Here is a 21,616-nt window from a genome sequence, read left to right on the forward strand (position 1 = left end):
GGGAAAAGGGCTACCTCTTTTAAAAATGAGGTAGCCCTTTTTATGTATCAAAAAACCATTTATTTTAAATAATCTAAAAGTACTTCTTTAACCATTGAGACAACGCCGAGTGTTCCAAGTCCTTCTTGGACATCTTCTACAACCATGGCAATGGATACGTTAGACGAATCTAAATCTGTTGCAATAAACCATCCATTTTCGCTTCCTGTTTCACCTTGAGATGATTTGATCTCAGCTGTTCCTGTTTTTCCAGCTAATTTAATTCCATCAATTTTAGCTAAATGTCCAGTTCCATCACTATCTTCAACAACTGCACTAAAGGCATCTTGTAGGATAGAAAGATTTTGTGTTGAAATGACTGACTCTTTAAGAACACTCGGTTGGTGATTATCGGTCAAAATAAGAGTGGGAGCCATAATGTTTCCGCTATTTGATAAAGCACTGTAAGCAAGTGCCATGTTTAATGTTGAGACCATGATTTCTCCTTGTCCATATCCTGTATCTGCAAGAAGAATATCACGATTAAGCGTTCCATTATTAGAAATTTGACTCTGTTTGATTGGATAGCCAATCGCTAAGTCTGTTCCAATAGTAAATTGTTCGGCTCCTTTAATCAGTGCCTCACTTCCCATTTCAAGAGCATTCATCCCGAAATAAATATTGTCCGAATATTTAACAGCTTCTTTTAAAGCAACGTTTGTTTGAGCATTAATCCGTCTAATATGATAATTTCCCCAGGAGCTATCTTTTTGCCACTCCCTCCCATTGATTGTTTTGATTTCAATTGGATCAAGCGTTCCATTTTCGAGTCCTGTTGCTGCTGTAATGAGTTTAAATGTTGAACCTGGTGAATAAAGAGTAGCAAAACGATTTTTTTCATCAGCAAACTGAATTTCTTCACGGTGCTGTTGTTCACTTTTTGTCATATAAGTTGTAAACCAATTGGAATTATAAGATGGTGAGCTAACTAAGGCTAGAATATCACCCGTTGTTGGATCGACGGCTGTTGCTGAACCTTTTTCACCATTCATTTTTTGATAGACAGTTGTTTGTAAATAAGAATCGATAGAAATTTTGATATCTTCTCCATGTTGTGCTTCTTTTAAAGCAAGAGTTTCAACCTTAGTACCATCGCGTTCAATATAAATTTCAACTCCGTTAATTCCTCTTAGTGTTGTCTCATATACTTGTTCAAGTCCGGCCTTTCCGACCATTGAGGCTGTGGTATAAATGCCTTCTTCATCTGCTTTTAATTCTTCTTCACTGATTGGTCTAATATATCCTAATAATCGCCCGAATGCTTCATCATTTTTATAGATTCGACCTTGCTTACTTTGTGTTAAGATGCCTTCTTTACGACGATTTTCTAATAATGTTAATTTAGGGGAATCTGGAAGTAAATCCACAATAGGGACAAAATAGTCTGGATTTGAATTCGCAGCTAATTTTTTTGTAATGGTCTCTTCGCTAATATCTAATATATTAGCTAACTCTTTAATTTTATTATCTCTGTTCTCCTCATCAAAAATAGCAGGATGGATTCCAACTGTAACCAGTGTGCCATCTGATGCGAGTGCTTCTCCATTTCGATCAAGGATGCTTCCGCGATTTGCAGTTTGAGTGCTGACTCTGACCTTATCACCACTTTCCATCATCGGGAAAATTAAGCTCTCTGACCAAATGACTTTTAACTCTTTATCCTCTTTTATAAAAGGAAGCTCAAAATCAGAACGATTGACTTCTCCCGCAACAGTATTCATTGTTAATGAGAAAGGAATCACCTTATTTTCAGTATCAATTTCTCCCATTTCAAGGTCAATGTTGCTGGCCTTAATTCCTGAATAAATATTTGTATATCTTGTTATAAAATCTTCTTTTGTTATTGCTTGTTGTGACTCACTGCTTAATAAAAGATATAAACCTTCATAATCTTCATTTACCAATTTTTCTTCAAAGCTTTCAAATAACAATTTTTCAGCATCTGATGAACAACCAGTTAAGAGTAAGGCACAAAATGCTACAATTCCTAGAACTCGTTTCATTATAATCCTCCTTTTGTTAATTTTCTTTATTATGTAAAGTTATACCATTTTTAGAAAAGGAATTAAACGATATTTCCTTAATCATCTTCCTAATCTTATATAAAGGTATTTAGAATACATGCGTTTTATTCCTAGTCAGAACTATGACTTCAGATGATTTCATACTAAACTAAACAATTTTAAAAGGAGGGGATGATTTATGACAAGAAAAGCTGCAATGAAACAATTATTTAATTTCGTTCAAGATGAATACAACATTAAATCTAGTAATCATATCCAAGGTACTTTATTAGATATGTTTGGGAGTTTTATCGAGGAAGGCACTTGAAGCAGAATTAAATCAACACTTAGGTTATAGTGAATATGATTTGAAACAAATCTATCAAGCGATTAATTGATCGGCAGCAGAACAAGATTTTAAAATTTTTAAAAATAAATGGATTCCCATTATGCTATTATCCGTTAGAATGTGGGAAAATAACATCGAAGAAGTTTATTAACTGTTTAATTTTTCTAAAGAAATTCGAAAAAAATTGATACGACAAACGCCAGTGAAAGCTACAATAGATAATTAAGAAAAGTTCTACAAGGAAAAGGAGCTTTTCGAAATGAAACATGGATGATGAAATTAATCTATCTTCAAACGATGGGTGCCCTGGCAGAGAACGAAGTGAACGATCCTCAACTGCTAGGGTATGGGTGCCCTGGCAGAGAACGAAGTGAACAATCCTCAACTACTAGGGTATGGGTGCCCTGGCAGAGAACGAAGTGAACGATCCCCAACTACTAGGGTATGGGTGCCCTGGCAGAGAACGAAGTGAACAATCCTCAACTACTAGGGTATGGGTGCCCTGGCAGAGAACGAAGTGAACGATCCCCAACTACTAGGGTATGGGCATTCCAGTGAATATCCATGTCCAGATATCTATCCAATAGGATAGTAAATAGTCTTTTAGATGATAAGTAGATAGTTATATTTATGATATAATAGTTTTAGTAGGACTATTTAAAGTAATTCATGTTAGAAAGAGTTATTCCATATGTTCTAATCCCAATACTGGAGTTTATCGAAAAGCGAATGTATTAATCAGTGGTAGTATGCAGCGAATACCACTGCTAATACGGATGATTTTGTTGAATTTATTGTACATGCAGCAGACAGAAGTTTTGATACTTATTTATATTTAAGTGGATAAAATATAACCATTATCTCAAATCAGATTATAATATTGGAGTGTGAAAATGATGGCATTAGAGAAAAAACTACAACAAGAAGTTATGAAAAATTGTGGACTTGCAGAAAAAGAGTATGACTGCAAAATGACAAGATTTCTACAAACTATAGAAAGATTTGGAATAGTTAGAACGGCACAAGAAATTTTTAGAAAAGGTAGAACATCGGATTGTTTTAATAAATTAGCAGAAGTGGGGCATCTTGAATTAACGATGGAGGCAACGATTGTTAAAGGTGAATATGCCGAATTATTCACTGATGAACAAGTCAATTATTGCTATGAATTATTATGCGAAAAAGGATATTACTAAATGTAATAAATTTCAGTAGCTCCTAATATACAAAAACCATTATCTCAAATCAGATTTAATCTGAACTCAGATAATGGTTTTTATTTTGGCCAATTTCCTGTAACAGTTGTGGACAAGAATTTTTTGGTGGAGATGGGGCGTTCCGGTTAGTATCCACGTCCAGATATCTATCGAATAGGATAGTAAATAGTCTTTTATATGATAAGTAGATAGTCACATTTATGATATAATAGTCTTAGTATTGCTATTTAAAGTAATTAATGTTAGACAGGGATATTAGATCATTGGAATAAATGACTTTAACAGTCCATAATAGAATAAATGAATTTATAAAGAGAGGAGAGTTTTTATGTTTACGTTATTAGATGAAAAGAAACAATTGTTAGATAATAAGCGTCCTTTAAGTAGAGAGGTTCTAACGAATTTAAAGAAATATTTTGATGTTGAATTTACCTATAATTCAAATGCCATTGAAGGAAATACATTAACGATTACTGAAACAAAAGTAATCTTAGAAGATGGTCTAACAATAGGTGGAGGCAAAAGTTTAAGAGAACATCTCGAAGTTTTAAACCATAAAGAAGCTATTGATTATATACAAGATGTCGTTAGTAAAGAGTTTGATTTATCAGAAAGAGTCATTCGAGATCTTCATCATATTATTTTAAAGAGCATTGATAATTCAAATGCTGGTGTTTATCGAAAAGCAAATGTATTAATCAGTGGTAGTATGCATCGACCACCAGAATATTTTCTTGTAGAAGATAAAATGAGAGAGCTATTAGATTGGTATGATGAAAATAAAGAAACAATGCATCCCGTAAAATTAGCAGCATTATTCCATTTTAAATATGTTTATATCCATCCTTTTATAGATGGAAACGGCAGATCAGCGAGATTATTAATGAATTTAATTCTACTAAGAAATGGATATCCACTAACTGTTATTAGAAATACTGACCGTGTAGATTATATGAGTGCATTAGAAAAAGCGAGTACGACTGGTAATACGGATGATTTTGTTGAATTTATTGCACAAGCAGTAGATAGAAGTTTTGATACTTATTTATATTTAATTGGATAAAAAGTTAAATTGAATTCGATATAAAAAGCATTATATTGAGTAATCAATCAAGGAGGTTATTTATTTGACAGATTGTAATATTGAGTACAACACATAAAACTTGTGAGGGTGTAAGATAAAGTGTGTGAACTCTTAGAACAGTTGCCATAATAAGTTAACTATTTTCGATTATATAATCTGAGGAAAAAATAACAATTATTCTGCTGAGATTGACATGGAGGATATTCAAAAAATAAAGCTGAATCATTAGAGTAAATAGTAAAAGCTATCAAGAACTAAATCTTGATAGCTTATTTTTTAGAAAATCATGAAAAGAAATATAAAAAACCATTATCTCAAATCAGATTTAATCTGAACTCAGATAATGGTTTTTGTTCTTCTTATTTCACTGTAACAGTTGTGGACAAGAATTTTTTGGTGGAGATGGGGCGATCCGGTTAGTATCCACGTCCAGATATCTATCGAATAGGATAGTAAATAGTCTTTTATATGATAAGTAGATAGTCACATTTATGATATAATAGTCTTAGTATTGCTATTTAAAGTAATTAATGTTAGACAGGGATATTAGATCATTGGAATAAATGACTTTAACAGTCCATAATAGAATAAATGAATTTATAAAGAGAGGAGAGTTTTTATGTTTACGTTATTAGATGAAAAGAAACAATTGTTAGATAATAAGCGTCCTTTAAGTAGAGAGGTTCTAACGAATTTAAAGAAATATTTTGATGTTGAATTTACCTATAATTCAAATGCCATTGAAGGAAATACATTAACGATTACTGAAACAAAAGTAATCTTAGAAGATGGTCTAACAATAGGTGGAGGCAAAAGTTTAAGAGAACATCTCGAAGTTTTAAACCATAAAGAAGCGATTGATTATATACAAGATGTCGTTAGTAAAGAGTTTGATTTATCAGAAAGAGTCATTCGAGATCTTCATCATATTATTTTAAAGAGCATTGATAATTCAAATGCTGGTGTTTATCGAAAAGCAAATGTATTAATCAGTGGTAGTATGCATCGACCACCAGAATATTTTCTTGTAGAAGATAAAATGAGAGAGCTATTAGATTGGTATGATGAAAATAAAGAAACAATGCATCCCGTAAAATTAGCAGCATTATTTCATTTTAAATATGTTTATATCCATCCTTTTATAGATGGAAATGGTAGATCAGCGAGATTATTAATGAATTTAATTCTACTAAGAAACGGATATCCACTAACTGTTATTAGAAATACTGACCGTGTAGATTATATGAGTGCATTAGAAAAAGCGAGTACGACTGGTAATACGGATGATTTTGTTGAATTTATTGCACAAGCAGTAGATAGAAGTTTTGATACTTATTTATATTTAATTGGATAAAAAGTCAAATTTCAATCAATATAATAGATTATTGTGAGTGAACAATTATCTATAATGCGAGAAAAGAATTTAAAGAAACTTGAAAAAATAATACAGGATATTGCTATTTGGAGGTGTCTTGTTTGAGTCAAAAAGAAATTGAGTTTGCTGTATTTTGTGTGGAAAACATTGCTGATTATTTAAAGATGAATGCACAGGATATTTATCAATTACTAGGTGTTAAAAGTAGGCTATTATTTGACTATATTGTGCCGTCTTATGAGCCATTACATACACAAAGTAAGGAATATATTATAAATGAGATTGTAGGTATGATGAAGCAGAAGGAGTTGATCTAATGCTAGTTTATCATGGTTCTTACTGTAAAATCGTAAGTCCAGATATTAAATATTCAAGAAATAAATTAGATTTTGGAAAAGGGTTTTATGTCACGCCAATTGAAGAACAAGCGGTTAGTTGGGTATCTAGATTTAAGAGATTAGGAAAACCAGGTATTGTTAATGTGTATGAGTTTGATTTTGAGAAAGTAAAGCAAGATTTACGTATCCTGATATTTGAGGAGTATAACACTGAGTGGTTAGATTTTATTATTAAGTGTCGCAATGGTGAATTGATTTATCAGGATTATGATGTTATAGCAGGTGGTATTGCAGATGATAAAGTGTTTAATACAGTTGAGCTTTACTTAGATCGATTAATTAGTAAAGAAGAGGCTTTAGGAAGATTAAAATATTATAAACCAAACTTTCAAATCTGTATCGTTAATCAAGAAGTCATTGATAACTATTTGACATATAAAGAAAGTAGAGATGTTTAATGGAAGCTAATAAAATTTTATTACAACGGAAATTTGCAAGAATTATTGAAAGCTTAGCTAAAGAGGCTCATATAACTGAAGAAGAAGCAATGGGATTGTTCTATACATCAAAAACATATCAACTAATTTCACAAGGAATTAGTGATTTACATTGTTATGCTGATGGATATTTAGTAGATGAACTTATGTTAGAATATCATCTGAAAAAAGATATTGGTTATTATTAAAGATGAAATGGTAAGATTCAATATAATAGATCATTATAGAGAATAAAATAAACTCAATATAATGAAAGTATACTGATCATTAATGAGGGAGATTAGCTAGTTACGCTAACCTCCTTTTTTATTTATAATTCTACAGGTTCTAGAAAGACTGTCTAATTAATTGTAACCTATTCAAATCTATACAAAGAAGGCCTTTAAATGAATATAAAATTTAATTAATTGTGATAAATAATTGTGTGATTTAAATTGACAATTTACGTTATAGAAAATAAAAAATTGTAAAATTTTAAAAAAAAATGATAAAATATGTATAATAATGAAGGGGGAAGGGGGATTTTTAGTGGTTATCCAGATTGGAGTTTGTGATGATGAAGAAAACTTTAGGTCAAAGATAAAAGAGGTATTGCATTCAATATTGAGATCAAGTTCAATAGAGTATCGTTTTTATGAGTTTTCATCAGGTGAGGAGCTTTTAGCGAACTACCCTGAGCGTTTAGATATACTAATAATGGATATCCAAATGAAGAAATTAAACGGGATGGATACTACAAGAGAAATTAGAGTTTTTGATCAAAGAGTAGAGATTATCTTTATGACCTCTTTGCTTGACTTTATACAAGAAGGATATGAGGTTAAGGCTTATCGATATATATTAAAACCAATCAATGAAAACAAGGTTTTAAAACATATTTTACCTTGTATTAATGAACTTCTTCAAAAAAAAAGTTCTTACTTAACTGTTAACGTAAAAAACTCTGTCCATAGAATTGAGATTGATTCAATTATCTATATTGAAACGCAGCGTCCTAATATCATCATTTATACATCTGAAAATCAATATACAATTAGGATGAGTCTTTCTCAAATAGAAAAAAGCCTAAATGGTTATGGCTTTTTTAGATGTCATAACAGCTATCTCATTCATTTAAAGTTCGTAGAATCAATAGAAAATCATTCAGTTATTCTAAAAGGTCAAGAGATTCCTATTAGTAAATACCGAGTTAAAGGTTTAAAGATTGCTATGACGCATGCATTAGGTGATATCGTATGTTAACTCATGATACTTTATGGAAGCTCATTGATTTTTTCACGATTGAGATAGATTGGCTGATTTTTTTCTTTGTAATTAATAGGGTGGGAAGAAGAAAAGATAATAGTAAAAAATATATCTTAGTGGCTATTCTTCTTTTATTCGTTATTGGATGTTTGAATATTGTAGAAATATCACCTAATATGCGGATGATTTTATGTATAGTAATGGGTGTGTTATTTTGTAAATATTTATATGAAGATAGTCTTTATAAATGTATGATTGTTAATCTATTGTTTTGGCTTGTCCTCATGATTAGCGAGTCTATATCTACAGTAGTGGTGGTTCTATTTAATGATCTTGATAGTGTTACTCCATTATTAAGGGGGGGATCCTTAAGGTTCCAAGCAATCGTATTATCAAAATTTTTGCTTTTTATTACTTTAATAGGGGGGAGGTATTTTAAGTTATCTGTGGACTTTAAGTTGAAAGATAGTTTTTTAATCGGTATTCCTGTGACAACGAATATAGCAAGTTTATTAGTCATCTATGGATATAATTTGAATCAACATATTGAAAATCGATATAATATTTTAATGATAATTATAATCACTGTCTTGATAATGTTATCTTCCATTTCACTGCTAATCATTATTAGAAAAATTTTAAAAGAGAAACAAAAAAGGTTAGAATCTCAATTGATTAATAATCGAATTAAAGTGAATTATCAAAATTATGAACGGATAAATGAAGCCCATAGACAGATAAGATACGTATATCATGATTTGAAAAATCATCTGTTGTGTCTTAAAAATTTCCAAACTAAAGCTGAAATAGAGGATTATATTACTAATTTAGAATTGCAAATTGAAGGTTTTGAAGATTTTAGGGATACAGGAAATAGGACATTAGATATCATTTTAGGTGAAAAGATATATCGTTGTAAAAAAGATGGGATTGAATATGAGGATAATATTATAATAACTAAATTAGATTTTATGGCGGAATTTGAGATATGCGCTCTGTTTGCGAATGCTCTAGATAATGCAATTGAAGCTTGTATAGAGATGGAATCTTGTGCAAAAAAATACATTAGTGTGACTTGTCGGGATATTAAAGGATTTATTATTATTAAGATTATTAATTCAAAATCAAATGTGATAAAAGTGATTGATGATCAAATATATACCACTAAAGTAGATAAAGTTGGGCATGGAATCGGAATTTCAAGTATCAAGTATATTACCGATAAATATAATGGTGAAGTTGTTATTAACTATTCTGATGATGAGTTTATATTGAACATTATGATTCCAATACCTAGTTAGGAGAGATAGAAATGAAAAAAATCGGATTTAAATTACTTAAAAAACTTTCAATGTTAAGTTTTGGAATAGCAGTATTATCAGCAAATAGTGCAAGTACGTGGTTTATCCATCAACCGAAAGAACCAAAAGAATTAGAACAATTAAAGAAAAGAAAGTAAGTAAAATCTCCCGTTAAGCAAGGGAGGTTTTTTGTATTTAAGGAGATCGTATGTTTGTTTATCTAGCAAATAAAATAACAAGGGTATTAATTAATTATGAAATAATAGGAAAAGAAGATGAAGAAATTTATCGATATGGATTTGAGATGTTAATTTATTTTATTGTTAACCTTTCCATAGCGGTATTTATTGGGATTCTTTTTCACAAGTTTATTCACACACTTTTATTTTTAGGGTGTTATTGTACCATAAGGCAGTTTACAGGGGGCTATCACGCAAATAGTTATACAAAGTGTACATTGATATTTACTATAATTTATTTAGTCACAGTTTTGTTGACGAATAATCTTGAGGTGGATAAGATGAAAATTCCATTACTCGTTTTATTAATTATTAGCCTCATTATTATTTATCGATTTGCCCCATTAGATCATCGAAATAAACCATTGAGTGAAGAAGAGAAGAAACAGTATAAAAATGTGGCGATCAACTTAGTAAAAGTGATAGGTATGCTGATTGGAATTACCCTGATACTTGATATTTTTACAACTTATATTCTTTATCCGGTATGTGCGATAATTTGGATAGCTATCTTATTAGTTGTAGGACGGTATAAAAAATAAAATATTAGCTTCCATTATAAAAGGTTATTGACATAAAATATAATTATTTTATAGTTAAAACAAATATAATTGCTAGTGATGGAGCAAATATTGAATTGTGTAAATCATAAAATTAAAGTTTTTTATAGTTCTTTATTATTAAAATAGTGTTAAATGATCTCATTTTGACTAAATAGCTACAGTTAACGACCAGTTAGCACATCTATATTGCAATATAAGACTATCTTGTGGTAAATTTTTCTTGCGCTGAATTTAAAGGTGCAAGACAAAACATATAGAGGAGAGTATGAGAGAATGAAAAAACAAGTAATCGCACTAACATGTATTGCAGCACTAGGCTTAGGAATCGGGAGTCAATCTGCTTTAGCTTCATATGATTCATCATCAGCTACAAGTGGGACTGTCGCTTTAACAGAGACTACAAAAGATGCACGTGTTACGACAGATGTTGGAGGAGGGAAATGGGATTACGGATCAACACTAACTATTAGTTTAAAGAAAAAAACTCATTCTAATTATTTCCATGAAACTAAAAAGCATGGGTCATCTGCTAAGGTAGGATCAGGATCTGCATGGTCATATAGTGGAGATACTAAAGCAGCAGTATGGTCAAAAGCTAGTGCAACTGGAGAAAGATCTGCTACAGGATATGCACAATGGAATCTTGTAGATTAAAGAATATTTTAAGCAAACTGTGTAATTTACATAGTTTGCTTTTTATGGTGAAGAGGTTTTAATATAGTTTGATGGAGTTATTAGGAGGAAGTTTTAGTGAGAATGTTAGTGAGCTTATTTATTTGTCTTATCTCAATTTTCTCATTCAGTGTAGTAGAAAATCGAGTAAATGTTAAGCAAATGAATAATGTTAGAAGTGTAGAATATCGAATAGGTCAAGCATTTGAAATACCAGATAGTGTAGAACTAAGTGATCCAGAGAGAATATATCCTTGTTTGGAGAGAATTGCAAACGAACTTCAGGTTAATTTTTTTAGACAGCAATTTGTTGTCGATGAAGATAATCAGTTAGAAATTAGAAAATATGCACTTATTACGTCAGATACGGAATTTTTTAATTATTTCCAAATTATCGATCAAAAGGATCAATTAGAACAATTAGATGAGAATGAGTACTTATCAACACAAAAATCGAATGATACCAATCAAATCGGAACAATTAAAAATAAAGAACAAGTATATGTGGGGCACTTAAAACAGCTATACAATAGTTCCCGTGTTAAAGGAATTTATTTTGTCGAACTACCGATTGGATTATCATATGATATGTTTCTCCAAACGATGGTAGAGGAATTGAATCAGACACTCCATACGAATTTTGTTGCGGATGATTTTAGATTAACAGAACCTTATGTTCCTGATTATATAAATGAAGATGAGTTTTTAGAGATCTTCGAAATTATATTAGTTGTTGTAACGATTGTTTTAATTGTTTATATGATTTTAAATCAATCAAGGAAAATTGGTATTTATAATTTATTTGGATTCTCTAATATTAAAATATGGTTAAAGATAGTTCATTTGCATCTGACAGGAGTTTTTTTATTGAGTACCGTGTTGCTTCTTATTTTTGCACTTATTCGTGAAAATGATAATGAATTTATACTGCGCTTTTTACAAAAGCAATTAGTAACTTATGTCATACTCACATTGATTTCGGTAGTTCCGTTAGGGGTTATTGCATCGACGAATATCTATCTTAATTTGAAAAATAAAGAATATAGTCAACCTATATTTGTATTTAATAGTATTATAAAGGGATTCTTAACTTATGTTATGATTGCAATTGGTGTTGCTTCTTTTACGAATATACAATCGTCATATCATTATTTATCTTCACTAAAAAATTGGGAAAAAGGAAATAGTTATGGTGTCTTTTATCCTTTACTTGGAGGAGATAATGATACGAATGAAGATATGATTAAATCATTAGTGACAGCCAGTACAGAATTATATCATGAGTTAAACAGTCAAGGGGCTATATTAATCAATGCTAGAGATTATGAAGAGGATTCCCTGATTTTAAATCAAGATTATAAAGGAATATTTAGTATTCGAGTTAATCCAAATTATTTGAAAGAATTTCCTCTTTATGATGAGTTAGGAAACCAAGTGGTAATAGATGAGCAGACTAAGGATCGAATTTTACTAGTTCAAGCTCAATATAAGGAATTCGAACGGGAAATATTAGATTTCTTCGAGGAAAATCAATGGTTAACTTATGAATTTGATCAAAATAACTTTTCAAAAGAAACATCTTTTGAACCTAAGGAGATAAAGATTATTTGGTTAAAAAATAATCAATCCATTTTTAGTTTTAATCCAGATGTGTATAAAGAAGAAAATAATATGATTTCTGATACAATAGTCGAAGTGATAACTGAATATAACTCTTTTCCAACGGAAAGGTGGGGGATTTTAGGAGGAGGGAGTACTGATCCATTAAAAGTTAAATTAATAGACAATGATCCACAAGTAACAATGGAAAATTTAACACCTTTGTTAAAAGAGTTAAATTTAGATAGTCAACTGAAGTACTTAGTTCCAGCTAATGAACTAGCATTAGACAAGGTAAAAGAATTACAAGAGGAATTAAAGGTTTATGGAGGCATCTTTTTAATTGATTTATTAATTTTCTCGATTCTTCTTCTTCAAAATATAAGCATTCATTTTAATAAGTATAAGAAAGAAATCGTAGTTAAAAGATTATATGGTTTCGGATATGTCAAAGCTTACCGAAAGTATTGGACTATTTTTTTAATTAATTGGGTAATATTGTTACTAATATCTGTTGCTAGTTTAGGAGCAGGAGCGATATTTATAGTGATAGGGATCCTTTTAATAGAAGCTTTTTACTCATTAATGGGATTAAACATTTTAGAAAAAAGAAATAAGTTATACGTTATTAAAGGAGAATAATATAAATGCAAAGAATATGCAGTTTGCAAAATATTGATAAATCATATGAAAAAAAACAGGTCTTAAATCAATTTAATCTTGATATTTATCAAGGTGAAATGGTGGCTATCGTTGGAAAGAGTGGTGTTGGAAAAACAACTGTACTCAATATCCTAGGATTATTAGAAAAGCCAGATAGTGGTTGTGTGACTTTATTTGAACAAGATATGAGTAAGATTAAATTAAGTCAGGTTAATCAATTACTTCGCTATAAGATTTCTTATTTGTTTCAAAATTATGCGTTAATTGAAAATGAAACAATTTCTAAAAATTTAGATGTAGCATTGGCATATGTTAATAAGAGTAAACGCGAGAAACAAAAGATGAAAGAAGAAGCATTAAAAAAAGTTGGCTTAGATGTGGATGTTAATGATAAAATATATACCTTATCTGGTGGGCAACAACAGCGAGTAGCGATTGCTCGTCTATTATTAAAACCTTGTGATTTAATTTTAGCAGATGAGCCAACTGGATCATTAGATGCTGAAACCAGAGATGATATATTAGGTCTTTTAACTGCTCTCAATAAAGAAGGAAAAACAATCGTTATTGTGACACATGACGATACTATTTCTATGAGATGTCACAAAACTATAAATTTATAATAATCTAAAAAAGTTCTCACTGTATTTATAAGAATATTATCCTGGCCCTTTTTAGATTATAAAGCGGGTAAAGTGATTCTTTTTGCCAAGTTATGCTGAGATAAATATACGGCTATTGTGTAATAAAGTATTTGAATTAAATCAGGGAAGATTGGTTTAATTCAAACTATAAATGTAATAACTGAATTTATAAAAATATATTATATACCTGAATAGTCGGAATTTATTTAGGAGGTAATAATATATGGCGAATGTCGTAAGTAAAAGAATAAATATTGTATCAATCAAAATGGTAGTTGAAGCAGGAGAGCTACTCGGGATTAAGTTATTAGATCATCTCATTATTGGAGATGGGTTCCCTGCCTTGCGAAGCAAGTGTCCTCCACTGGTAGGATATGGAACATTTACATCATTAAAAGAAAAAGGTTATTTATAAGGAGCTAAGTGATGCATAAGTCGCTTAGCTCTTTTATTATGTCGTAAATAAAATAAGGAGGATAAATTTATGAGCTATAAATTAACGGTTTGTATTACTGAAACATTGGAACGTCTGATTGAATTAGAGGTTGATGACATTGATTGTGATCCGATTGAATATGTTAGACAACAATATCTTGATGAAGAAATCATCTTAGATTCATCAGATTTGGTTGAGACTGAATTTAACATCTGTGATTGATATAAAAAGAATGATACTAGATAGAACATCAAGCTATCTAGTGTTTTTTAGTTGTACAAAGAAAGGAGTAATAATTAATGTTAACAACATGGATTAATGTAAAAGAATTAGTTCGCTTAGGATTAGACGAGGATAAATCGTTAGGAATAATGAGATTAGATTACTGTTCTTCAAGACCAAATGAAGTCTGTAATCAATGGGTTCCATCCTCACAAATGAATCAAGTGTTGATGGAGCATCAAATTTCAATCCAACAGTTACAACAGGAATTGAATGAATTGATTTTCAATCAATTAGATGTCTTTGATAAAGTCACCGAAAAATGTGGTGGTGAGGGTTACAAGCATGAGGAAACGTTTAAGGCAGAAAGTGAATGTTTCAATTTCTTTATTCGATTGAAACCTGTTCAAGATGATTATAGTCATCTATTTGTGTATGCAAAGTAGGGAGGTTAGTTATGATTACAACTCGTTCAAGTGTCAGAACAGAGGTGGTTTATTCAGATGATATGAATCATCGATTAATCTTGAAGAAGGATTGGTCGAGAGATAAGGAAAAGTTAAAGTGTACGATTATCATGATTAATCCATCAACAGCCGATGAAATAGAAATGGACCGTACGACAATGAATATCATCAATAATTTGAAACGATTGAATTATACCTCGGTAGATATCTGTAACTTATTTTCTTACATTACACCTAAATTAAGGATAGGTGATTCATTCGAAGAATTGTTACATCCTGAAAATGATATCTATATTGAGAAGTCAGCGTTGAAATGTGATTCATTGATTATCGCATGGGGATCATTTGGTGATGGAAGTAAAAAAATGATGCAACGACAAGAGGAATTGTTAGAGAAGTTGAAACCATTTAGGGATAAGACTTTCTATATCAGTGATGAGTATGGAGTTAAAATGTATCATCCTTTATCCCCTAAGGTAGCAACGTGGAATTTAGTAAATTGGAAAAATTAGTAGAACATCAATGGATATTAATCATTATTGATAGATATTAATGATGATTAATAGAATGACGAGCCTCTATTCTTTCTGTAAGGATAGAGGTTTTTATATGAGGAGGAAATCAAATGAAAATATTAAATATCAATCAGTTATCACAAGTTCATTCATTAGATCCTTTAGTTAGAGAGCGAATAATAGAAAAAATAGAAATCCTAAATGAGAATTATGGAGAAACTCGAATGATTGATGATTTAGGAGGTTTTGTAACTTATGTGAATCACAAGGAACAGTTAGATGAGTTATTGGAACAGTTCCCTGTAACAGAAGCAGAATATGTTGATGCATTTGTTGGAGCTGATGAGGAGAACTATTGTGAACTGTTATTGTTAGCAGGTTCAGATTATAATCTAGTGATTTTTATGCCATTGATAGTATTAGAACAATATCCGCAATTCAATGTGATTAATGAGTAAAGGAGAGAATGTATCATGATTAGATCAATTGTAAAAGTCTTAAAAGTAGTTGTAGAGTTAGTCATCAAATATTTTGAAAATATCAATCCAGAAATGAATATGGCATAAGGAGGAAACCGATGCAATGGATTCGTATTGTAGCACTGTTGTTAGAACTTCTATCCATAGGATTGTCTAATGAACAAGTGGTAGAAACAGTTTCAGAACGCTTTGGGCTATCAAAAGAAGAACTAGAGAAATGGTTATAGGAGGAATTTGATTGTGGAAATGAAAAAATATATGACTAGAGGGGTACAGGAATGTATCCCTTTTGATTTAGTGGTGTTGATGTGGCAAATGTATGATCGTTGTAAGGAGGAGATGAATCCATGTGATTATCTTCATGTTTTTCAATTGAAACGATTAGAAGGAGAGGTATTGAATCAAGAAATTACTCATAAACAGGAAGTACCCGAATATGAAAGAACGTATGTGATTAATATCGATCACCCAATTACAGAAAAAGTGTATGTTATAGAAAATGAAGATTATGTGACGATGCTTCTCGCAAACGAGTATTAGGAATTATAAAAAGCTGTTCAGAAATGAACAGCTTTTAATATTTTCTTTTTTTTATGCGATAAATAGATATTGATTTTTTAGTTTTTACGGAAAGATCTATAGTAGATAGATAGTTGATTAATTTAAGGAAATCTAATAATTCAGATTGATTGGTAAATTCAAAGCAAATTGAGTTTTTAGTATCAGTGATATTAAAAAAGTAATCAAATAAATCTTCACTCAAGGTACTATCACCGTAAAGATTATTTACTGAATTAAGATAATCAAGAAGAGAAAGCTTAAATCGCTCGATATCTTCAACTTTATTTTCTCCTAGAGGTGCTAAATAAAATTTATAGAGTGTTAAATCATCGAATTGAAAAGGAAGGTTCAACTCATTCTTATAACTTATGGGATGATATATTTTAAAATATTTTAGTTGATTAGCTATTTTTTTTGCTAATAGTCTTGATTGTTGGGTTCCATTTAGAACATAGATGCTATCTTTTCCTTTTTGAATACATTCAATACCTAATTTATTTCGATCATTATGAATCGTTGCATCAGATAAGCCATATTTATTATAAATATTTTGTAATTCTTTAATCGTAACATTTGTACCAGTGGTTAAAGATTCTAAAAGTAAATCAACTACTTCTTCTTTAATTTGTTTCATTTGTTGGTTATTTCTTCTAAATCTTTTTTTCATAGAAGATTTATTGTCTGTATTATTTAGTTCTTTAGTCATAAAAATCTCCTTTTTGTTAAAAAATCAAAAAAAATATGTATAAAAAAATAGGTATAAATGTGTAAAAAGTGTAATAAAAACAAAAGAAATATAACATCAAAATGAGTTGGGCAGAACCCGCTCATTGATAAAACCAATATATCAATAAAATAATAAAAAAACAATACAAATATCAATAAAATTTATTTTTGAAGCGTTTACAGAGCAATATTTACAAAATAAAAATAGGTATGTATAATAGCAATATCCGTTAAGGACAAAAAATGCTCTTTGAAAATTGAATTTGATTATACGATTTAGGAGGTCATAAATAATGAAAGAATATTTCGAGTTAAGAAAGAATTTTGATTTTTCTTTGGAGGGAGGGATGTTAATACCTACCTTGAAATCTCAGGATAATCGGGTACTCAATAATGAGGAAATTAGTTGTTTTGCTACCTTAAAGCGATATTCAACTTCTGTAAAGGAGTACTTAAAGGACCCTCCATCGGAAGTAAAAGAAGTGGTTGGTATAGATATAGAAACAACTGGTTTGGATGTACGGAAAGATCAAATACGTTTGATTGCCATTTATTCAGATTCGTATGAAATTGTTACGGAGGATTTAGAATCAATTAGGACTATCTTAGAAGATCCTAAGGTTTTAAAAGTATTTCACAATGCTTCATTCGATGTGTCGTTTCTTGAATTCAATGATTATTCGGTTGTGAATTATACGGACACTATGATTATGCAACAAATTTTGATGAATAACCGAGAGCTTCAAAGTCTAGTCAAATTAGCAAAAGATTATCTGGGTATACAATTAGATAAATCTTTGCAACATTCGAAGCATTGGAATGGTGAGATTACAGATGCGCATCGAAAGTATTGTTTACAGGATGCTAAAGCTACGTTTCAACTGTATCAAGTCATGTTTACTAAGATACATAATAACTATTTGTTTCCTACTTATAGGCGTGAGATTGGCGCTTTACCTGCTATTATTGAAATGAAATTAAATGGTATTCATGTAGATATAGTAGGTTGGGAAAAACAATTAGAATTGATTTCAATAGAGGTAGCAGACTTGAAATCAGAATTAGAAGAAGAATTACACTGTTCTAATCTTAATTCAAATTCTCAGTTATTACGTAGCTTAAAAAACTTAGGAGTTCCGTTATATAACGTGAAGGAAAAACATTTGGCTAGTTTCACAGGTAGTTTTCCGATTGTTGAAAGGTTATTAATGTATAAAAAAAAGCAGAAGATTATATCCACTTACGGGGATAAGTTAAAAAGCTTTTTGGACGATGATAACCGGTTACATGGTGAATGGAGTTTGATTGGAACTCAAACATACAGAATGTCCTGTTCCAAGCCAAACCTTCAAGGATTACCAAAGGAACTTCGACCGTATATCAAACCAAAAGAAAATCATGTCTTTATCATTGCAGATTATTCAACCATTGAAATGCGGGTTCTGGCAGAGATTGCTAATGTATCTACTCTCATTGAATTATTGAATGCGGGAGCAGATTTACATACCTCAACAGCCCAAGCGGTCTTTAAAGATCAACCGATCGATAAAGTTAAAAGGCAAGTCGGAAAAGAATTAAATTTCGGGTTAATTTATGGATTGACTCCTTATGGATTAGCTAATCGTATTAATTCATTACAAGGTATGAAGGTAGATGAGGATGAAGCTGAGAAGTTTATGGATGCTTATTTTGAAAAGTTTCCAGAAGTGAAGTCTTATCAACATCAACAATTAAAATCGGATATCATTACGACACTTGGTGGGCGTTACTGGGAAGAGCGGAATGGATTGTTGGAATTGAAACCACGCCAACGCTTTAACTATGCCATTCAATCGTCAAGCGCAGAAGGTTTGAAAGAAACCCTTAACTTAGTAATGAAAAATAAAAAGCATGAATGGGGGCTTATTGCGGCGATTCATGATGAGATCGTACTCGAAGTTCCTATTGAATCCGCTAATGAAGCAAAGTGTTTCTTGGAACAACAAATGATCGAAGGAATGGGTAAAACTGTAAAAAAGGTTCCTGTCGTAGTAGATTCTAAAATCGCTAAAACATGGGTTAAATAAAAAGGAGAGATAAGAATGTTAAATACAGTAAATCTAGCAGCAGTATTTAAAAAGGCAAATTCATATAAAGTTGATTCAACAGAGGATGTAAAATTAGTTGGTGGTAAAAGACGATTAACTCCTTGTTTACCTCAAGGTGAAATGCTAGGAGTTATCAAAGAAGTAATAACTAAGGATGATAATAGTTATATTCAGCTTGTAATTGAAATTGAGCATGATAACAAGATACATTCTCTAAAGAAAACTTTGTTTTGGAGATCGTATAGCGACTCGGAATATGTTTTAACATTAACTATGTTATTAGAAACTGATGGTTATTCATTTAATCCCTATAAGCCATTCAATAAAAACTTATTGATAGGAAAAGTCGTAAGAGTTGAGATGGGGCATAAAAATTTGGATGATGGTGAAATTTCAGAGATTACTAAAATCATTGAGGAAATTAAGCCAACTATCGAGCATATGGCAATTTAGGAGTGAGTGTATGAAAAATAATGTTTTAGATAAGCAGGTATCAATTGTAACAACAAGTCAATCCATGTCTTTGGACTTTATTTATAGAGAGCCTCTAATTAAAAATTGGTTAAGTGTAGATTTTGATCCTACACTTAACCAAGCAGTTAGAAGTAATCTATTACCATTTGGTGAAGAACTAATCGTTGCATTAGCCGAGGCTCAATCATCTGAGGAACAGAAACAAAAGTTCTTAGATTTACTCCAAAGTGGTAAACAGGTGAAAAAGCCAATTTCTTATGAGGCATTAGATTCATTAGGGTATACGTTTAATCATTCAAAAACTGCATTTGAAAATATTTGTAATTCCCTTAAAAAGAAATTATTTAAAGAACGTGGACTGAGTAAAAATAAAAAAGGAGAATTAGAAGTTAATTTTAACATCTTCTCTGACTACGTTTTAAGTCGCATCCATTTATATCGTGTAGGTGGACAATATATTGCTTATGATTTTTTAGGTAAGAAGTACTGCTTTATTGGCGAAGACTTTTTAAAAGCTCGTTGTAAGGAGATTTTGCATGAAGCTAAAGTTGATATTTGGAAACCAAGTTACGGGAATCATATCTTAGAGTTTTTAAGCATGGATACCCCAAAATTATCATGTGTAGAAGAAACCAAAGAGTACTTGAACTTGAAGAATGGTTTTCTGAATCTTTCAACTTTTGAATTAATTCCACATACACCTGATATTTTGAGTTTTGTTCAGTTACCTATTGAATATGATGTAGAGGCTCAATGTCCTGTCTTCATGAATTTTATTTATGATATTTTTGAAAATGATGAGGAACGAGTCAAATTAGTTCAAGAAATTTTAGGGTATTGTCTAACGACGGATACTAACTTACAACAATTCTTCATCTTTTACGGAGTTGGTAGCAATGGAAAGGGTATTCTTTCAAGAATATTCGAAGCATTATGTGGAAAAGAAAACTGTTCTAGTGCAACATTAGAGGAGCTTAATCGTCCCTTTGGTAAACAAGTCATCAAAGACAAGCGATTGAATATTAGTGCTGAAACAGATAGTGCACAAGCAAAGATGAATACTCAAACTTTAAAAATGTTAACGGGTGAGGATACTATCTTGATAGAAAGCAAGTTTAAGGACCCATATTCTATTAGACCTTATGCTAAGTTAATTATTTTAGCGAATCATTATCCAAATACAGATGATCGATCAGAAGGGTATTATCGTAGATGTGTATTTATACCGTTTAATAAACAGTATGTTAAGCAAGGTCAACCTTTAAAATCTAATTCTGCTTATCAAGATCCCCAGTTAGAATGGAAATTGATGCAGGAATTAGATGGAATCTTTTTGTGGGCATTAGAAGGTTACCGACGATTAGTAGAGAATAATTATACCCTTACTTTTAGTCAAGAGTCAGAAAAGGTGAAACAAGATTATCTTCAATGGTTAGATCCAATGATGGAGTTCATTTGTGAATGTTTGAATCCCATGGCTAGTAATTGTGTGTTAAAAGAAAAGGTATTTGAAGAGTTTAATCAGTGGGTTAAGACTAATCAAGTTGCTTCTTATTACAATGTGAGTCATAAAAAGTTTTGGGGGGATTTTAATCAAACCATTTTTAGATTAAGAGAGTTTGAGATTAACTACTCTATTAGTAACGGTAAACGATATATTTCTGGTATTGAATTTAATCAGTGCGCTTAGTGCGCTTTGTTGGATAGTAAAAAAATTTTTTCAAAAAAATATTGAGTCTTCACCAGAAATGGTGCTTGACTAAATAAATGCTTATATTTACCTATAAAAAAAACATCTAAAATCTTGTACTTTAGTAAGTG

The 21,616-nt window shown here is 30.8% G+C and carries 26 protein-coding genes and 1 pseudogene; 25 read left to right on the forward strand and 2 right to left on the reverse strand.

What is annotated here, in order from left to right; genetic code table 11:
• Nucleotides 1–59: 59 nt before the first annotated feature.
• Nucleotides 60–2,042: a penicillin-binding transpeptidase domain-containing protein gene (locus tag AT726_RS08420; RefSeq protein WP_068759387.1), complete on the reverse strand. Its 1,983-nt coding sequence runs from the start codon at nucleotides 2,040–2,042 to the stop codon at nucleotides 60–62.
• A gap of 199 nt (nucleotides 2,043–2,241) precedes the next feature.
• Between AT726_RS08420 and AT726_RS13420 the strand changes: the two genes are divergently transcribed.
• The 22 genes and pseudogenes from AT726_RS13420 to AT726_RS08505 all read left to right on the forward strand — a co-directional run bounded on the left by AT726_RS13420 (nucleotide 2,242) and on the right by AT726_RS08505 (nucleotide 16,487).
• Nucleotides 2,242–2,370, forward strand: a complete 129-nt coding sequence (locus AT726_RS13420) for a hypothetical protein (RefSeq protein ID WP_257720678.1) — start codon at nucleotides 2,242–2,244, stop codon at nucleotides 2,368–2,370.
• Between the two features lie 34 nt (nucleotides 2,371–2,404).
• Nucleotides 2,405–2,691, forward strand: a pseudogene (locus AT726_RS13615) (transposase); the annotation flags it as partial.
• Between the two features lie 596 nt (nucleotides 2,692–3,287).
• On the forward strand, nucleotides 3,288–3,587 hold the full coding sequence (locus tag AT726_RS08425) for a hypothetical protein (protein WP_237297043.1): 300 nt from the start codon (nucleotides 3,288–3,290) through the stop codon (nucleotides 3,585–3,587).
• 349 nt (nucleotides 3,588–3,936) lie between these two features.
• Nucleotides 3,937–4,671, forward strand: a complete 735-nt coding sequence (locus AT726_RS08430) for a Fic family protein (RefSeq protein ID WP_055277128.1) — start codon at nucleotides 3,937–3,939, stop codon at nucleotides 4,669–4,671.
• 640 nt (nucleotides 4,672–5,311) lie between these two features.
• Nucleotides 5,312–6,046: a Fic family protein gene (locus AT726_RS08435; RefSeq protein WP_055277128.1), complete on the forward strand. Its 735-nt coding sequence runs from the start codon at nucleotides 5,312–5,314 to the stop codon at nucleotides 6,044–6,046.
• A 113-nt stretch (nucleotides 6,047–6,159) separates the two neighbouring features.
• Nucleotides 6,160–6,384 (forward strand): DUF3791 domain-containing protein, encoded by a 225-nt coding sequence (locus tag AT726_RS08440; RefSeq protein ID WP_237297045.1) that lies wholly within the window; start codon nucleotides 6,160–6,162, stop codon nucleotides 6,382–6,384.
• On the forward strand, nucleotides 6,384–6,863 hold the full coding sequence (locus AT726_RS08445; protein WP_068759390.1) for a DUF3990 domain-containing protein: 480 nt from the start codon (nucleotides 6,384–6,386) through the stop codon (nucleotides 6,861–6,863). Before AT726_RS08440 ends, AT726_RS08445 begins: the two co-directional genes overlap by 1 nt.
• On the forward strand, nucleotides 6,863–7,090 hold the full coding sequence (locus AT726_RS08450) for a DUF3791 domain-containing protein (protein WP_009606337.1): 228 nt from the start codon (nucleotides 6,863–6,865) through the stop codon (nucleotides 7,088–7,090). Before AT726_RS08445 ends, AT726_RS08450 begins: the two co-directional genes overlap by 1 nt.
• A gap of 340 nt (nucleotides 7,091–7,430) precedes the next feature.
• Nucleotides 7,431–8,144: a LytR/AlgR family response regulator transcription factor gene (locus AT726_RS08455; protein ID WP_201023049.1), complete on the forward strand. Its 714-nt coding sequence runs from the start codon at nucleotides 7,431–7,433 to the stop codon at nucleotides 8,142–8,144.
• Entirely contained in the window at nucleotides 8,138–9,448 is a 1,311-nt protein-coding gene (locus AT726_RS08460; protein WP_055277133.1) for a sensor histidine kinase, read from the forward strand. The genes AT726_RS08455 and AT726_RS08460 overlap by 7 nt, the downstream gene beginning before the upstream one ends.
• Nucleotides 9,449–9,459: 11 nt before the next feature.
• Complete coding sequence (locus AT726_RS12585; RefSeq protein ID WP_082411241.1) at nucleotides 9,460–9,606, forward strand: cyclic lactone autoinducer peptide; 147 nt, start codon at nucleotides 9,460–9,462, stop codon at nucleotides 9,604–9,606.
• Nucleotides 9,607–9,656: 50 nt separating this feature from the next.
• Nucleotides 9,657–10,229 carry an accessory gene regulator ArgB-like protein gene (locus tag AT726_RS08465; RefSeq protein WP_055277135.1) on the forward strand — a complete coding sequence of 191 codons (573 nt, stop codon included), beginning with the start codon at nucleotides 9,657–9,659 and terminating at the stop codon, nucleotides 10,227–10,229.
• Between the two features lie 294 nt (nucleotides 10,230–10,523).
• Nucleotides 10,524–10,904, forward strand: coding sequence for a lactococcin 972 family bacteriocin (locus AT726_RS08470; RefSeq protein WP_055277137.1), 381 nt, complete (start codon nucleotides 10,524–10,526; stop codon nucleotides 10,902–10,904).
• A gap of 102 nt (nucleotides 10,905–11,006) precedes the next feature.
• Entirely contained in the window at nucleotides 11,007–13,163 is a 2,157-nt protein-coding gene (locus tag AT726_RS08475; RefSeq protein ID WP_237297246.1) for a DUF1430 domain-containing protein, read from the forward strand.
• A gap of 5 nt (nucleotides 13,164–13,168) precedes the next feature.
• A complete protein-coding gene (locus tag AT726_RS08480; protein ID WP_055277141.1) occupies nucleotides 13,169–13,807 on the forward strand; it encodes an ABC transporter ATP-binding protein in 639 nt (212 codons plus the stop codon).
• A gap of 244 nt (nucleotides 13,808–14,051) precedes the next feature.
• Nucleotides 14,052–14,243: a JAB domain-containing protein gene (locus AT726_RS08485; RefSeq protein ID WP_055277143.1), complete on the forward strand. Its 192-nt coding sequence runs from the start codon at nucleotides 14,052–14,054 to the stop codon at nucleotides 14,241–14,243.
• Between the two features lie 69 nt (nucleotides 14,244–14,312).
• A complete protein-coding gene (locus AT726_RS12590) occupies nucleotides 14,313–14,486 on the forward strand; it encodes a DpnD/PcfM family protein (RefSeq protein ID WP_082411242.1) in 174 nt (57 codons plus the stop codon).
• Nucleotides 14,487–14,563: 77 nt separating this feature from the next.
• Entirely contained in the window at nucleotides 14,564–14,932 is a 369-nt protein-coding gene (locus AT726_RS08490; protein ID WP_055277144.1) for a hypothetical protein, read from the forward strand.
• A gap of 11 nt (nucleotides 14,933–14,943) precedes the next feature.
• A complete protein-coding gene (locus AT726_RS08495; RefSeq protein ID WP_068759391.1) occupies nucleotides 14,944–15,465 on the forward strand; it encodes a DUF1643 domain-containing protein in 522 nt (173 codons plus the stop codon).
• A 113-nt stretch (nucleotides 15,466–15,578) separates the two neighbouring features.
• Complete coding sequence (locus AT726_RS08500; protein WP_068759392.1) at nucleotides 15,579–15,926, forward strand: hypothetical protein; 348 nt, start codon at nucleotides 15,579–15,581, stop codon at nucleotides 15,924–15,926.
• Between the two features lie 119 nt (nucleotides 15,927–16,045).
• On the forward strand, nucleotides 16,046–16,174 hold the full coding sequence (locus AT726_RS13425) for a hypothetical protein (protein WP_256644757.1): 129 nt from the start codon (nucleotides 16,046–16,048) through the stop codon (nucleotides 16,172–16,174).
• Between the two features lie 19 nt (nucleotides 16,175–16,193).
• Nucleotides 16,194–16,487: a DUF960 family protein gene (locus AT726_RS08505; protein WP_237297247.1), complete on the forward strand. Its 294-nt coding sequence runs from the start codon at nucleotides 16,194–16,196 to the stop codon at nucleotides 16,485–16,487.
• Between the two features lie 34 nt (nucleotides 16,488–16,521).
• On the opposite strand, the gene AT726_RS08510 is transcribed toward AT726_RS08505, so the two are convergent.
• A complete protein-coding gene (locus tag AT726_RS08510) occupies nucleotides 16,522–17,214 on the reverse strand; it encodes a hypothetical protein (RefSeq protein ID WP_055277151.1) in 693 nt (230 codons plus the stop codon).
• A gap of 313 nt (nucleotides 17,215–17,527) precedes the next feature.
• On the opposite strand from AT726_RS08510, the gene AT726_RS08515 reads away from it, so the two are divergent.
• From AT726_RS08515 to AT726_RS08525, 3 genes are read left to right on the forward strand one after another with little or no spacing between them, the layout of a single operon-like run.
• Nucleotides 17,528–19,300, forward strand: a complete 1,773-nt coding sequence (locus AT726_RS08515) for a DNA polymerase (protein WP_055277153.1) — start codon at nucleotides 17,528–17,530, stop codon at nucleotides 19,298–19,300.
• A gap of 15 nt (nucleotides 19,301–19,315) precedes the next feature.
• Nucleotides 19,316–19,774 carry a hypothetical protein gene (locus AT726_RS08520; protein ID WP_055277155.1) on the forward strand — a complete coding sequence of 153 codons (459 nt, stop codon included), beginning with the start codon at nucleotides 19,316–19,318 and terminating at the stop codon, nucleotides 19,772–19,774.
• Between the two features lie 10 nt (nucleotides 19,775–19,784).
• Complete coding sequence (locus AT726_RS08525) at nucleotides 19,785–21,485, forward strand: DNA primase family protein (protein WP_055277157.1); 1,701 nt, start codon at nucleotides 19,785–19,787, stop codon at nucleotides 21,483–21,485.
• The last annotated feature ends 131 nt before the right edge of the window (nucleotides 21,486–21,616 follow it).

The organism is Turicibacter sp. H121 (genome assembly GCF_001543345.1).
GTDB lineage: Bacteria > Bacillota_I > Bacilli_A > MOL361 > Turicibacteraceae > Turicibacter > Turicibacter bilis.